The sequence below is a fragment of the Paracoccus subflavus genome (assembly GCF_004310345.1).
GTDB lineage: Bacteria > Pseudomonadota > Alphaproteobacteria > Rhodobacterales > Rhodobacteraceae > Paracoccus > Paracoccus subflavus.
In genome coordinates this window covers 270605-285498 of record NZ_SISK01000002.1, presented here as the reverse complement: position 1 = coordinate 285498, position 14894 = coordinate 270605, and the positions used below count along the sequence as shown (strand labels likewise).

Here is a 14894-nt window from a genome sequence, read left to right as displayed (position 1 = left end):
TCCTCACTCCTTGAGGCCGAGCGCCGCAGCTATCCGAAAGCTCTGGCCCCGCAGACCTTTGTTATGGCCGTAGAGCACAGCCCGAACAGCCCGCGCAGGAAAGCCATTGTCCTCCGCCCACTGCGGTATCGACTTGCCTTGGCGGCGCAGTTCTTCGCGGGCGAGTTCAAGTTCGGTTGCCATGCCAAAGCCTTTGTGCAAACATACACAAGTACACAGTTTATACACAAAACAGCACATGTCAACACAGATCAGCACAGACAGCGTTGCTGCCCGCTTGCGTGCGCTGAGAGGCGATGAAAGCCAAGAGGCTTTCAGCCGTCGTGTTGGCATCACGCGGTCTGCTCTTGCGAATTATGAAACTGGTCGAACAAAGCCCAAACCAGCAGTACTCCGGCAGATTTGCCAGAAGCTGGGGATTTCAGAGGCTTTGCTACCACAAGGTAGACTGTCAAATTTAGGAGACCTGGTTGCAGCGTTGGGGATCCACGAGGAAGGGGGAACGCTTCCAGGACTCACGGAAGACGAAAAAGCTATTATTCGAATTTTGCGACTTTGCAGCACTCCGGTTGTCAACCGCGTCGTCACTGCCATGATCTCGGGTGTGGAAGCGCAGGATTTCGACCGGCGCTTGGCCGATCCTGCCACCGCGCCCACGGATGTTGCGCGCCTATACCAAATTGCGAAGAACGATGGTGCCTATGAGCGCGGGGTTACCCCTGACGCACTTGCTGCCATAGTAGATGTGCTGTCGAAACAGCGTGAGTCGAAGAAGCTTCCGCAATCGTTGCCGCAATAAGCGCCGAACTTAGCAAAAACAATGACTTACGATCAAAGCGCCATGTGACTAATTATTCCGCAATCAGGAAGGATAAGCATTTGACGGTGCTTGATATTATCCGAAGGGAAAGATCCTCAATGGGCTTCCGCTCGTTGCGGAATAATTAGTCGCGCGTCACTGGACCATGCTTTCCATTGGCGGGCGGCCCCCCTGCCCTGCACGGGTCCGGGCGGCGATCCGCAAGGCGGGATCATCCTGCCGTCATGGCCGATCCGACCATGTCCAGAGGTCCAATGCGGCCTTGCCGACCGCCTATGGGCCTTCCTGCATCGCCGCCAGCGACCGGGGGTCGATATCGACCCAGACAAGCCGGTGGTTCGAGGCGGCCTCGACCGCCGTGGCAAGGGGATCGTCGGGCGCGGGCCAGAATACGCCGCTGTCCGTGACGCGCAGCGAAATGGCCGGCAGGACGTAATCCACACGCAGGTTTCCTGGCCCCGCTTCATCGAAAACGCCGGTATCCAGCGCCGGGTCGCCACGATGGGATGCATTGGCCCCCGCCTGTTCGGGCTGGAACGCGCCCCGGGGCCGGGGGTCCTGCGCATGGTCGAGCAACGCGGTCATCGCCTGGGGCCGGCCCTCGCCATCCACCAAATCCAGGTTCGGATTGCCGATCAGCACAAAGGACGCCGAGGGCAGGTGGTGCAGCCAGAAGGCCGCCTCGTCGTGATTGCGGCGGCCGTTGCGATCTTCGGGTCCGTCAAAGACCGGCGGCGTCGCGGACCAGGCCAAGAGGTGCAGCGGCCCCCCGTCCGTCAGAATCGGCACGTCCCAATGCGCGGTCGATGACAGGCGCTGCGCCTCGGCCACGCCGGGCCCGGCGGGGGGCATCAGGTTGCCCGGCAGGTCGCGCCACAGGGTCGCGGAATGATCGGTGACCGGCCCCAGGGGCAGCCGCGACAGGACCGCCATGCCGTTCTGCCCGGAAAACTGTCCGAACCCCTGCGCGTCCTCTGCCCCTCCCGTCCGGCCATCGCCGTCCAGATCAAGGCCCGTCGCCATGCCGCTGTTCGGGCGGCCGGCAAATCTGTGCGGCATCGGATGGCCCGCAGCCCCCAGAACCTCGGCAAAGGCCGCCAGCGCCAGACCGTCGTGATCCCAGTCCAGTCCGGTCAGGACGATCACATCGGGCGCCACCGCAGCGATCACCTGCGCCGCCGCCAGCACCTGCGGATCGGACCGGCGGATGTCGCGCAGCAGCAGGCCGGGCCCCTTGCGCGACAGGCCGGGATCATAGGTGGCAATGCGCAGATCGCGGGCCTCCGCCCCGGTGGCCAGGCAGATCGCCATCATGCAGACAGATGCTTTCATCCGCCAGATGTCGCATGGCCGGCCGGATCTGCCAAGGGCCCAGGCAGGACGGCGGACCGCCTTGAGCCGCCTCTGCATTCTGCCCGTCGCCCTGGCCATCATGGCTCTGCAGCACCGCGCCGTCCGCGACGATGCCTAATTCTTGCCAAGATAAAGATCGGCGAACCGTTCGCGCAGCAGGTTCTTTTGCACCTTGCCCATGGTGTTGCGCGGCAGTTCATCGACCGGCAGCACCCGCCGGGGTTGCTTGAACCGTGCAAGCCGACCGTCGAGGGCCGCGAGAACGGCGGATTCAGACGCGGCATCCGGCGCGTCGGGCACCACCACGGCCGTCACGGCCTCGCCCAGGTCGGGATGGGGCAGGCCGATGACGGCGGATTCGGCCACCCCCGGCAGGGCATCGATCGCGTCCTCGATTTCCTTGGGATAGACGTTGTAACCGCCGGTGATGACCAGATCCTTGGCGCGCCCGACGATATGAAGGTAGCCCCGGTCGTCGAAACGTCCCAGATCGCCGGTTATGAAGAACCCGTTTGCGCGCAGTTCGGCAGCGGTCTTGTCGGGCATCCGCCAATATCCCTTGAACACGTTGGGGCCCCGCACCTCGATCATGCCGATCTCGCCCCTCGGCAGTTCCCGACCCGAATCGGGATCGGTCACGGCGATCCGGACCCCCGGCAGGGGCAGGCCCACGGTGCCCGCGATCCGGTCGCCGTGATACGGGTTCGAGGCGTTCATGTTCGTCTCGGTCATGCCGTATCGTTCCAGGATCGCGTGGCCGGTGAGGGCCTGCCAGGCGCGATGCGTGTCGGCCAGCAGCGGCGCCGATCCGGAAATGAACAGCCGCATCCGGGCGGCCCGGTTGCGGTCCAGCCGGTCGTCGCCCAGCAAGCGGGTGTAAAAGGTCGGCACCCCCATCAGCACAGTCGCGCGGTCCATCAGCGCCAGGATGCAGTCGGGGTCGAAGCGCGGCAGCAGGATCATCGAAGCGCCGGAGAACAGCGTCACGTTGCTGGCCACGAACAGCCCGTGGGTGTGAAAGATCGGCAGGGCGTGGATCAGCACGTCACTTGCCCCATAATGCCACGCCTCGCGCAGCGCCGCCGCATTCGAGACCAGGTTGCCATGGGTCAGCATCGCCCCCTTGGACCGCCCCGTCGTGCCCGAGGTATAGAGCAGCGCCGCCAGATCCTCGGCCTCGCGCGGCACGGTGGCGAAATCGGCGGGCGCCCCGGCGGCAAGATCCGTCAGGCTGCCCTGCCCCGCGGCGTCCAGCGTGACGATGCGCGTTCCCGCCCGGCCTGCCGCATCCGACAGCCCGTCTACCCGCACCGGATCGCAGACCAGCACGGCAGGCTGCGCATCGGCGACGAAATAATCCATCTCGGCGGACGTATAGGCGGTGTTCAGGGGCAGGAACACCGCGCCGGCCCGGACGGTCGCCAGATACAGGACGATGACCTCGGGCGATTTCTCGACCTGGGCCGCCACCCGGTCGCCGGGCGCGACGCCAAGCGCCACAAGCGCATTGGCCATCCGCCCGGATCTTTCCACAAGATCGCCATAAAGGAGGCGCCCGCCCCCGACCGTCTCGATCGCCAGGGCCCCGAAGTCCGGAATGGCGTTGTGCAAGATGTCGAACAGGTTGGCGTTCATGACGACATGGTCCCCCGGCCGTTGATCGGCGATGCCTGGTTCCCGGATAGCATCAACCTCGCCGCCGCTGCCAGTGGCGGATCAGGCGGAACAGGATCGGCGCGGCGGTCAGCACCAGAACCATGCGCGTCAGGTGGTGGGCAACCACGAACCCCAGATCGACCCCCGCGATCAGGGCCAGCATCGACATTTCCGCCTGTCCGCCGGGGATGAAGGCCAGGAAGCCCTCGACCGGCGGGGCAAGGCCGGTCACTGTCACGACCTCGGTGACGGCCCCGGCCACAATGGCCAGGATCAGGACAAAGGCCACCCCGCCCGCGACGGTTTCGCGCAGCTCGCGCAGCGTGATGCCCGCATAGCTGACGCCGATCTCGATCCCGATCAGGAACTGGGCCGCCAGCAGCGCCTCGCGCGGGGGGCGCATGTGCAGGATGCCGGACAACGACAGGACGGCGGCCAGGATCAGGGGACCGACGATGGCTGCGCCGAACAGGCCCAGACGTTCAGCCCCTTTCCATCCGGCCAAGGCGGCTGCCGCCATGATCGCCAGTTCGGACACGGGAATCTGGGTGACGGGCAGGCCGATGGGGCGGGACAGTTCCACGCCATAGGCCAGAACCAGCAGCAGCGGCGCGACCACCATGATGACCAGCAGCCGAGTGACATGCACCAGCGCGATCTGGCGCATGTTGCCCCCGGCTTCGGCACCGAAGATGGCCATGTCGGTCGCCCCGCCCGGCATCGCCGCATAAAAGGCCGTCACCGGATCAAAGCCGCAGACCCGGCAAAAGAACGGCACGCCGATCAGGCCGATGATCGCGGTATAGACGGGAATGATGGCCAAGGATGCCAGCATCGACGGCAGGACGGCCACCAGCGCAGGCGTCACCGACGCGCCGATCGCCAGCCCCAGCACGGCGCGGGCCGCGACCGAAACAGGTCCCAGACCCGTCAGGCGCATCCCCGCCAGCGCCGCCGCCAGCGCGGCGATCATGGGGCCGAACAGGAATGGCAGCGGCAGCCGCAACATCCAGAACGCAGCCACCCCCGCCAAGCCGACCAATACCGTGGCCATCTGTCCCTTCAGCGTGCTGCCCGACATTGCGCCTGAATCCTTTCCGGGCCGCCGTCACGCCGAAGGGGCGGCCATCCGCAATTCGGCCTCGGCCAGCTTGGTCACGACATCGGCGGCGCGATACGGCTTGCTGACGACCGGAACGGCGGAAAACAGATCGGGTCTGGCAAAGTCGGCCCCATAGCCCGTGGCAAAGACGAACGGAATGCCTTCTGCATGCAGCCGTTCGGCCACGGGCATCGAAAGCTCTCCTGCAAGATTCACGTCCAGCACCGCCAGATCGGGCAGGTCGCGGTCGATCAGCGCCAGCGCGCCCGCGACCGTGGCCGTCCGGCCGGCGATCTCCATCCCATGATCCTGAAGATCGGCTTCCAGCGCCATGGCGATCAGGGTTTGATCCTCGACCACAAGAACGCGCCGCCCGGCAAGCCCGGTGCCGGGAACACGCGGCTGTTCGGGGGTCGGGCGGTGGCCTGGGCCTGCGGCATCCGGGCGCAGACGGCGGACGAACTGGGCAGGCAGGATGAATTCGGCCTGAACGCCGGACGGGCGGAATTCGATCCGGCTTTGCCCGCCCAAATCGAAGGGCAGCGACTGTTCCACCAGCGCCGAGCCGAACCCCGTGCGGGTGGGCGGGGCAAGGTCCGTCAGGCCGGTTTCGGTCCAGTCGATGCGGCAACGCCCGTCGTCATCGACCTGCCATCGGACCGTCAGCGTTCCGTCGGGATGCGACAAGGCCCCATATTTCGCGGCATTGGTCGCCATTTCATGAAAGATCAGCGCCATTACCGAAAAGGCCCGGCCATCCAGCGCAACGGCAGGCCCGTCCAGCGCCACAGTGCCCCCCTCGCCCAGATAGGGGCCAAGTTCGGCGCCCAGCAGGTCGCCCAGCAAACCGCCATGTTCGTCGCGGATCACCTGGTCATGGGCATGGGCCAGCGCACGGATCCGCCCGCGCAGTGTGCGGATGTAGTCGTCAATAGAGTGACCCTCGGGGGGCCTGCGGCTGACAAGCGACTGGATGACCGCCAGGATGTTCTTGACCCGGTGGTTCAGTTCCCGGTTCAGAACCCTTTGGCGCACCGCCGCGCGGCTGCGTTCGTCGGCCAGGACTTCGTTGTTGAACAGAAGCACCTCGACCACGGCAATCCGCAGCGCCTCGGCAAAGCGGCGGTCAGAGTCGGTCCAGGGGTGGCTGGTGTCGCGGACGGTTTCCTTCCAGATGGCAAAGCTCTTGCGCGGGGTCAGGCGGTCGCCGAATCGGCCGGTGTCATAGGTCTTGTTCGGGTCGCCCGCCCAGTCCAGGGTCAGCACGGCCTCCTTGCGGAAATAAAAAAGGAAATCGCGAGGCCGTTTGGACAGGGGCACGATCATCACGCCGGCAGCAAGCGCGGTCAGGTCGGGCGCATCCGGCAGCAGGCCGGACAGGCGGGCGGTGTGAAAGACCTGCCCCTCGGCCAGGCCGCAGGCCAGCGCCAGCAGGGGCGCAGCCTGGTCCTGGGTCGGCGCATGGCCGATGGGGGACCAAGCTCCGTCAAACCAGATCGCTGCCCCGTCCGCCGGGATCAGCCGCGACAGTTGCGGCAGCCGTGTCCGAAGGGCGGGGCCCGCATCCTCGGACCGGGTGGCATTGACAAGCAGATCGTCCAGTGCGGCGCGAGCGGTCAGTTCCCCTTCGCGTGCCTGCCGCCTGTTCAGCGCGTCGAGATGCATCGATAGGAATTCGCCCACCATCTCGGCGGCGGCGCGTTCCGCCATGGTCAGCACCTTTGGCGCATAGTGGTGGCAGGCCACCATCCCCCACAGCGCGCCATCGATGATGATCGACACCGACATCGAGGCCGAAACCCCCATATTGGACAGATATTCGCAATGAATGGGGGACACGCTGCGCAGATGGGCGTGGGACAGATCCAGGGGGGCGTGGTTCGAATCGGCGCCCCCAATGGGAACCGGCGTAAAGGCCGCGTCGCCGATCACCCGGATGGGGTTGCGCAGATACAGCGCCCGCGCCTGCCGGGGAATGTCGCCCGCCGGGAAATACTGGCCGCGAAAGCTTTCGTGGTGGTCCAGCTTGGCCTCGCTGACGACCTTGCCCGAGCCGTCCTCGCCCAGTTCATAGACCATCACGCGGTCGTATCCCAGTTGCGCCTGCATCAGCATCGCGGTCTGCTGGACTAGCTGTTCGACTGTCTGGGTCGCCTTCAGCCGTTCGATGACGATGCGGGACAGGCTGATAACCTGTCCAAGCCGGGTCGATGGGGGTTCGAACTCGATGATGGTGCGATTGTCATAGCGGTGGATCGTGGCATCCAGCCGGCGTCCGTTGACCTCGATGTCGAAAACCAGCGACGGGTGCGGGCGATTGCCCGTCACCGCCAGGGCATTCAGCAGCGCATGGGCCGCATCCCCGCCGATCACCTGCGACAACGGCATGTCCAGCGGGTCGCCGGTCAGGCCCAGCATGTCGCAGGCATTGTCCGAACGAAAATGCACTATGCGGGCCGCGTGGTCGCAGGCCAGCAGGCAGCCGTGCGGCTGGATGCTGCCGGGAATATGGATCGGCTCGCGGTCGCAATTCGTCAGGTCGATCGGCTTGCCGGCAAGATCGGCGTCAAAGGCCGCGTTCCGGGTCATGCCGCAGCCTTCGCGCCATAGGCCCGCAGCGCAAGGGCAAAGATGCCTCGCGCGGCCCGAACAGCCTCGGGGTGCGGCACATCGGCCTGTTCCAGCCAATCCAGGAACCGGGTCCAGCGCCGCCGCTGGGCGGTTTGCGCCGCCAGATGCCGCGCGCCATGATCGCCGGTATACCCCAAGGCCGCCGCCCGTCGTGCCAGAAGCCTTGCGCCCAAGGCCGAACCTTCCAGCACATAGCACGCCCCTGCCCGTGCGGCGCGGCTTGACAAAAGCGGCCCGGAAACCGGCGGGGGACAGGGCTTGCCCAGATCGGCAAGATCCTGCCCGATCAGGTCCGCCAAGGGCTGCACCGGCCATTCCCGCATGGAAACAAGCTGCGGTTCGATCGCCGCCCGGAACGCATGGCTGCCCGCCAGAAAGGCGCCGTATCCTGCCGCATCCGAAAAGGCGCCGACCTGCCGGTCCAGTTCGTCATGCAGATCCCGCGTTTCCGTCAGCAAAACGCGGCGAAGTGTGCCATCCTGCCCTGTCATCGTCCTGTTTTGCCTATTGTCCATATTCGTTTAGCCGCAATCGCCTGCAACGCTACAGCAGTGCGCCGGGGTCAGCATCCTGAAAAAAGTTAACTTCCCTTGCGTCAATAGCCTTTGCGCCTGTCCACCAGATGCAGGACGGGCCGACCGTCCAGGGCGCGGCGGATGTTGTCGATGGCGACGGGTGCGGCTGTCTCGGGGCGCGTATGGGCGGCGATATGGGGGGTGACGGTGATGCGCGGCTCGGACCAGAAAGGATGGTCGGGGGGCAGCGGCTCGGTCCGGAAGACGTCCAGAACGGCATGGGCCAGATGCCCTGCCTCGATCGACGCCATCAAGGCCGCTTCGTCCAGAACCGTTCCTCGGCCCGGATTGATGAGCCATGCCCCCCGCGGCAGCCATGACAGGCGATCCGCATCCAGAAGGTTCCGGGTCTGCGGCGTGTCGGGCAGCAGGTTGACCAGAATCTCGGCCCCCGACAGGGCTTGGCGCAGATCGCCGGGGCCAAGAACCTCGACCCCCGGAACCGGGCGGGCCGAGGCGCTGACGCCCGTCAGGCGGAACCCGATCCCGCCCAACATGGCCGAAACGCTGCGGCCCAACTCACCCATGCCAAGGATGGTGATCCGGCGGGCATCGGCCAGGGGCGGGGACAGATCGTGGCGCCACACGCCGTCCTGGGCATAGGCATCCATGCCCAGATGCGCGCGCAGGCACCAGCCGGTGCAGAATTCGGCCATGCCGCGCGCCAGGCCCGGATCGACCATGCGCGCCAGGGGCTGGGTCAGCGTGGGATTGGTCACGATCCGCTCGACCCCGGCCCACAGGCTCTGGACCAGACGAGCGTTCACATAGGGCGACAGATCGCTGACCGGGCCGCCGGGAGCAAAGACGATGGCATCGATGCTGGCCGGATCGGCCTGATCGTCGGCGCGGATCAGTTCCATCTCGGGGGCAAGGCGCGTCAGGGCGGGCGCCCAGTCAGTCCACAGCGTGTCGCGGGCGGCAAACAGGACGCGCATGGTCATCGCGGCCTGTGGACATGGGCCGCCTGCACAAGACCGAAGCCCAGCATCAGGATCATCAGCGAGGTTCCGCCATAACTGACCAGCGGCAGCGGCGAGCCCTTGGCGGGCAGCATCCCCATCACGGTCGCCATGTTGATGGCGAAATACAAAAAGAACGTCCCGCTGATGCCGATGGTGATCAGGGCGGCAAACCGGTCGCGGTTGGTCAGCGCCGAATACAGGCAGAACCCGATGATCAGCGTGTAAAGTCCCAGCAGCGACATGGCGCCGACAAAGCCGAATTCCTCGGCCAGAACGGTAAAGATGAAGTCGGTGTGCTTTTCAGGCAGAAAGTTCAGCCGCGACTGCGTGCCCTGCATGAAACCCCGACCCGACCAGCCGCCCGATCCCAGCGCGATCTGGCTTTGAATGATGTTGTAGCCTGCGCCCAGCGGATCGGCGGCAGGGTCCAGGAACGTGTCGATGCGGCGGAACTGATAGTCCTTGAGCAGTTGCCAGTCGGTCCCGCGGCTTTTCATCACCGCCGCCACCAGCCCCACGGCGGCGGCGATCACCGCGCCGAAATACCACAAGGACACCCCCGCCGCGAACATCACGATGCCGCCCCCGGCCACCAGCATGATCGAGGTGCCCAGATCCGGCTGGATCAGCACCAGCGCGGTCGGCGCCAGGATCAGCACCACCGGGATCAGCACCCACAGCGGACGCGATACGCGGTGCGGGGCCAGCCAGTCGTAATAGGCCGCCAGCAGGAGCACGAGCGCGATCTTCATCAGTTCGGACGGTTGCAGTCGGATCGGCCCGATGTCGATCCAGCGCTGCGCGCCCATGCCGATTACCCCCACCATATCGACCGCGATCAGCAAGAGAAAGCAGCAGACATAGGCCGGAATGGAAATCCCGCGCCAGAACCACATCGGCACAAAGGCCAGACCCAGCATGATGACCATCCCGGCGGCAAAACGGTACATCTGCGGTTTGGCCCAGGTATCCACCTGTCCCCCGGCCACGGATACCAGCATCAGAAACCCGATCGAGGCCACGGCGGCGATCAGAAAGACCAAGGGCCAGTTCAGATACAGGATCTTGCGAAGGCCGGTGGGGGTATGGGCGACGTTGTAGTCAAGATAGGACATCGCCTCAGGCCCGCGTCAGTCGGGGCGCCTCGGGCGCGAACAGGGTCATGGCATTGTGGCGCTCTTCCATCGCCGCGCGCTGATCGTCGGGCACCGCGTCCAGGGGCGGCAGTCCGCCCGCCAGCGCAAACAGCAGGATGTCGCGAGCCACCGGCGCAGCCACGGCCGATCCGCCGCCGCCATGTTCGACCACCACCGACACCGCATAGCGCGGCGCCTGGACAGGAGCATAGCACACGAACAGTGCATGATCGCGCCGGTTCCAGGGCAGTTGATCGTTCGAGATGACACCGCGGGCGCGTTCTGCGGCGGTGATGTTGCGGACCTGACTGGTGCCGGTCTTGCCCGCCATGCGCCAGTCCTCGCGCAGGATGCGCGACCGCCGGGCGGTGCCGCGGGCGCCGTTCATCACCTCGTCCATGCCCAGCCGGGCGATGCGCAGATTTTCGGGCGACAGCCCCAGATCCGGGAAATCGGGCTCTGGCTGAGTTACGCCGTCGATGGCCCGGACCAGGCGGGGACGGACCTCCCTGCCCGAGGCGATGCGGGCGGTCATCACCGCCAATTGCAAGGGAGAGGCCAGCACATAGCCCTGCCCGATCGAGGCGTTGAGGCTGTCGCCCACCTGCCAGGCCTGGCCGTAGCGCGCCTGTTTCCAGGCACCGTCGGGCGCGATCCCGTCGGCCACGGCGGACATGGGCAGGTCATGGCGCTGTCCCAGGCCCAGCCTGCGGGCCATGTCGGCGATGCGGTCGATACCGATCTTCTGCGCCAGTTCGTAATAATACACGTCGCAGCTTTGCGACAGGCCGTTGACCGCGTCCATGCTGCCATGTCCGCCCCGGCTCCAGCAGTGGAACCTGCGGCCCCCGGCCGTGGTATAGCCGGGACAATAGAACCGCGAACCGGGGGTGATCAGTCCCGATTCCAGCCCGGCCAGCAGCGTGATCATCTTGAAGGTCGAACCGGGCGGATAAACGCCCTGCACCGTCTTGTCGGCCAGGGGGCGGTGATCGTGGTTCATCAGCGCCTTGTAATCTGCCGACGAAATGCCGCGCACGAACTTGTTGGGATCGAAGCTGGGCGACGAACAGATCGTCAGGATGTCCCCGGTCTGGGCATCCATGACCACGGCGGCAGCGCTTTCGGCCCCCATGCGCTGCGCGGCATAGTTCTGCAACTGCGCATCCAGCGTCATCTGCACCGTGGCGCCCTGATCGCCCTCTTGCCGGGACAGTTGGCGCATCTCGCGCCCGGCGCTGTTCACCTCGACACGGCGCTGGCCGGCCTTGCCGCGCAGCACATCCTCCATCCGGGCCTCGAAGCCGACCTTGCCAAGCTGGAATTCGGGCAGCATCAGGACGGGATCGGGATTTTCGATCTTGGACAGGTCGTAATCGGATACGGGGCCGACGTAGCCCAGCACATGCGCCAGATCGCCCGCGCGCGGATAGGCGCGCGACAGGCCCGCCTCGGGCGTGACACCCGCCAGGGACGGCGCGTTGACGGCAATCGAACTGAACTGTTCCCAGCTCAGCCGGTCGGCCAGAACGATGGGCGTCACGGCGCTGCGCTTTGTGAATTCCTCCAGCAGTTCGGCCATGCGCGCCTCGCTGATGGGGATCAGGCGTGCCAGACGGCGCAGGACGGGTTCGACATCGCCGCCCGCCTCCTCGCGCGTCAGGGTGACGCGATAGTTCTGTTCGTTGCCGGCGATGATGATGCCGTTGCGGTCATGGATCAGCCCGCGCGCGGGCACCAGAAGGCGGATCTTGATGGAATTGCCGTCGGCCAGCAGGCGGAATTCCTCGGCCTGTTCGACCTGCATCGACCGCAGCTTCAGCGCCAAGGTCGTCACTACGCCCAGTTGAAGGCCCGCCAGCATCAGGCCCCGGCGCGTGACCGAGGAACCGGCCTCGTCTCCGGGACGGGCGGCGTTCCGGGTCATCGCGCAGCCCCTGTCATATCGACATCCAGCGGCATGGCAGGACGCAATCCCAGCAGAAACCGCGCCGCCAGCACCACCAGGGGATAGGCGGCGACGGTGGCGATGAAATGCAGGATCACCTGACCCAGGGCCGGAACCGGCATCATGAACAACACCTGCACGATACGATATGCCAACATCATCAAACCGATCAGCGTGGCGATGCGCAGCCATTCAACCATGAACGGCTGGTCGCGCCAACGCCCCTCACGCAAGCGTGCGGTCTCGGTTCCCAGCAGCACGATGGCCGGCCACAACCCCAGCGGGTGAAACAAAAGGATATCCTGGACCAGAAAGGCCAGCGCGATCACCGGGGCCGCAAGCTGGTCGGGCCTGCGCAATACCCAGGCCATCGCGAGACACAGCGCCACATCCGGGCCGGGCAGCCGGACGACCCCCGCCGACAGCGGCAGCAGGCGCAGGAACAGCAGCGCCGCCATGGCCGCGCCGAACAGCAGCGTGCCGGTCACGACCGGGCGGCGCATCATTCCGTCCCTGTGGACAAGGGGTCCGAGGCGACAGCCGCCTCGACCGGCGAGACGGGCATCTGCGGGCCGATCAGCCCCTTGTCGCCCACCGGAATGACCGCCCCCGAATCCGCCACCGTTTCCGCCGGATGGGACCGCAGCACCCGCAGGAATTCCAGCCGCCCGTAATCGGCGGCCATGTGCAGCCGCATCCGGCCGTCCCTGCCCTGCACCACCTGTCCCGCCAGCAGGCCCGGCGGGAATACCCCCCCGTCGCCCGAGGTCACGACCCGGTCGCCCGGCCGCACGTTGTCAGGCGTCTCGATGAAGTCCAGAAACGGCAGGGAGGTATTATCGCCCTTCAGCAGCGCGCGTTCGCCCGAGGGCAGGACAGAAACCGGAATGCGCGAGGACGGATCGGTCAGAAGCACCACCCTGCTGGTCCGGCGTCCCACGCCCGAAATCCGCCCCACCAGGCCCAGCCCGTCCATGGTCGCCCATCCCTCGACGATGCCGTCGTCAGAGCCCACGTTCAGCAGCACAGACTGACGAAAGGCCGACCCGCTATCCACCATCACCACGCCCGTCACGCTGGTCAGCGCCGGGTCGATGCGGACGTTGTTCAGCGCCATCAGCTTGGAATTCTCCTGCTCCAACTGGACGGCCGCCTCTTTCCAGGCCTGCATCTTCTGCAACTCGCGCCGCAGTTCCTGGTTCTGCTGATAGATCCGGGCATAGGATTGAAGCCCGCCGATCATCTGGCTGACCTGCGTGACCGGCGCCAGCGCCCAGTCAAGACCGGGCACCATCCGATCGACGATGGCGATGCGCATCCGTTCGGCACGCGGGCTGTCGATGCGCCAGAACAGGAACAGCCCGATCAGCACCAGAGCCAGCAATCCGATCAGCACGCGCCGGACAGGGGTCGCGAAATCCGGTCCCCTGCGTGCCATTCAGGCGAACCCCGTATGGGCAGCCATAAACCGCCGCTCCTTAGCTGTCGTAGTCGATGACGTGGCGAAGCTGCTTTTCATATTCCAGCGCCTTGCCCGTGCCCAGCGCCACGCAGCTCATCGGCTGATCGGCCAGGGTGATCGACAGGCCCGTCTGTTCGCGCAGCGCCAGATCCAGGTCGCCCAGCATCGCCCCGCCGCCGGTCAGGATCACGCCCCGATCGACGATGTCGGCGGCCAGATCGGGCGGCGTCGCCTCCAGCGCGACCATCACCGCCTCGCAGATGGCCTGCACGGGCTCGGCCAGCGCCTCGGCGACCATGGCCTGGCTGATCTCGATCTCTCGGGGGATGCCGTTCAGAAGGTCGCGGCCCCGGACCATGATCGTGGCGCCGCGCCCGTCGTCGGGCATCCGGGCGGTGCCGATGCTGGTCTTGACACGTTCGGCCGTGGATTCGCCGATCAGCATGTTCTGGTTGCGGCGCAGATAGTTAATGATCGCCTCGTCCATGCGGTCGCCGCCGATGCGGACCGACCGGGCATAGACCACGTCGCCCAGCGACAGGACCGCAACCTCGGTCGTGCCGCCGCCGATATCCACGACCATGGATCCGGTGGGTTCGGTGATGGGCATCCCCGCGCCGATGGCCGCCGCGATCGGTTCGGCGATCAGGCCCGCCTTGCGGGCGCCCGCCGACAGCACCGACTGGCGGATCGCCCGCTTTTCGACGGGCGTCGCGCCATGGGGCACGCAGACGATGACCTTGGGCTTGGAAAAGCTGGTGCGCTTGAAGACCTTCTTGATGAAATGCTTGATCATCTGCTCGGCGCTGTCGAAATCGGCGATGACGCCTTCGCGCATCGGGCGGATCGCCTCGATGCTGCCGGGCGTGCGGCCCAGCATCAGCTTGGCATCCTCGCCCACGGCCAGCACCTGACGCTTGCCGTCCTTGACGTGATAGGCCACGACCGAGGGCTCGTTCAGGATGATACCCTTGCCCTTGACATAGATCAGCGTGTTCGCCGTCCCCAAGTCGATTGCGATGTCGGTCGAAAACAGACCACCGAATGCCATGCCCGTTATCCTTTCGCGCCGGTTTCTCCGGCCCTGCCCGTTCTTGTTCGCGTCGGATCGCTCGCGCGGAATCGCCGCGCAGGCCGTGACCCCGTATAGAAGCCTCGGTTGCAACACGAAAGCCCCGTTCCCGCAATGGGCGGAACAAGGCACATATTGTCATCATCGGGCAAGACGGGCCGCTGACATGAAAAA

General features: G+C 66.0%; 13 protein-coding genes. 1 reads left to right on the top strand and 12 read right to left on the bottom strand.

Going from position 1 to position 14894, the window contains the following annotated elements:
* Nucleotides 1-3 precede the first annotated feature (3 nt).
* Complete coding sequence (locus tag EYE42_RS04515) at nucleotides 4-183, bottom strand: helix-turn-helix domain-containing protein (RefSeq protein WP_130990111.1); 180 nt, start codon at nucleotides 181-183, stop codon at nucleotides 4-6.
* Between the two features lie 55 nt (nucleotides 184-238).
* Between EYE42_RS04515 and EYE42_RS04510 the strand changes: the two genes are divergently transcribed.
* A complete protein-coding gene (locus tag EYE42_RS04510; RefSeq protein WP_165455705.1) occupies nucleotides 239-799 on the top strand; it encodes a helix-turn-helix domain-containing protein in 561 nt (186 codons plus the stop codon).
* A gap of 294 nt (nucleotides 800-1093) precedes the next feature.
* Here the strand turns inward: EYE42_RS04510 and EYE42_RS04505 are convergent, their stop codons facing one another.
* The 11 genes from EYE42_RS04505 to EYE42_RS04455 form a co-directional block, all read right to left on the bottom strand.
* Nucleotides 1094-2134 (bottom strand): endonuclease/exonuclease/phosphatase family protein, encoded by a 1041-nt coding sequence (locus EYE42_RS04505; protein ID WP_342772689.1) that lies wholly within the window; start codon nucleotides 2132-2134, stop codon nucleotides 1094-1096.
* 153 nt (nucleotides 2135-2287) lie between these two features.
* The gene (locus EYE42_RS04500; RefSeq protein ID WP_130990109.1) at nucleotides 2288-3808 is read right to left on the bottom strand and encodes a malonate--CoA ligase; all 1521 of its coding nucleotides are present in this window, start codon (nucleotides 3806-3808) and stop codon (nucleotides 2288-2290) included.
* A gap of 52 nt (nucleotides 3809-3860) precedes the next feature.
* Nucleotides 3861-4910 carry an AbrB family transcriptional regulator gene (locus EYE42_RS04495; protein ID WP_130990108.1) on the bottom strand — a complete coding sequence of 350 codons (1050 nt, stop codon included), beginning with the start codon at nucleotides 4908-4910 and terminating at the stop codon, nucleotides 3861-3863.
* A gap of 27 nt (nucleotides 4911-4937) precedes the next feature.
* Nucleotides 4938-7520 carry an HWE histidine kinase domain-containing protein gene (locus EYE42_RS04490; protein ID WP_130990107.1) on the bottom strand — a complete coding sequence of 861 codons (2583 nt, stop codon included), beginning with the start codon at nucleotides 7518-7520 and terminating at the stop codon, nucleotides 4938-4940.
* Complete coding sequence (locus EYE42_RS16145; protein WP_211657892.1) at nucleotides 7517-8053, bottom strand: biliverdin-producing heme oxygenase; 537 nt, start codon at nucleotides 8051-8053, stop codon at nucleotides 7517-7519. Before EYE42_RS16145 ends, EYE42_RS04490 begins: the two co-directional genes overlap by 4 nt.
* A 104-nt stretch (nucleotides 8054-8157) precedes the next feature.
* The gene (locus EYE42_RS04480) at nucleotides 8158-9081 is read right to left on the bottom strand and encodes a 2-hydroxyacid dehydrogenase (protein ID WP_342772688.1); all 924 of its coding nucleotides are present in this window, start codon (nucleotides 9079-9081) and stop codon (nucleotides 8158-8160) included.
* Entirely contained in the window at nucleotides 9078-10217 is a 1140-nt protein-coding gene (gene rodA / locus EYE42_RS04475; protein WP_130990106.1) for a rod shape-determining protein RodA, read from the bottom strand. Before rodA ends, EYE42_RS04480 begins: the two co-directional genes overlap by 4 nt.
* A gap of 4 nt (nucleotides 10218-10221) precedes the next feature.
* Nucleotides 10222-12165, bottom strand: coding sequence for a penicillin-binding protein 2 (gene mrdA / locus EYE42_RS04470; protein ID WP_130990105.1), 1944 nt, complete (start codon nucleotides 12163-12165; stop codon nucleotides 10222-10224).
* Complete coding sequence (locus EYE42_RS04465; protein ID WP_130990104.1) at nucleotides 12162-12692, bottom strand: rod shape-determining protein MreD; 531 nt, start codon at nucleotides 12690-12692, stop codon at nucleotides 12162-12164. Before EYE42_RS04465 ends, mrdA begins: the two co-directional genes overlap by 4 nt.
* Nucleotides 12689-13624 carry a rod shape-determining protein MreC gene (mreC, locus tag EYE42_RS04460; RefSeq protein ID WP_130990103.1) on the bottom strand — a complete coding sequence of 312 codons (936 nt, stop codon included), beginning with the start codon at nucleotides 13622-13624 and terminating at the stop codon, nucleotides 12689-12691. Before mreC ends, EYE42_RS04465 begins: the two co-directional genes overlap by 4 nt.
* Nucleotides 13625-13664: 40 nt before the next feature.
* Entirely contained in the window at nucleotides 13665-14699 is a 1035-nt protein-coding gene (locus tag EYE42_RS04455; protein ID WP_130990102.1) for a rod shape-determining protein, read from the bottom strand.
* Nucleotides 14700-14894: the final 195 nt, after the last annotated feature.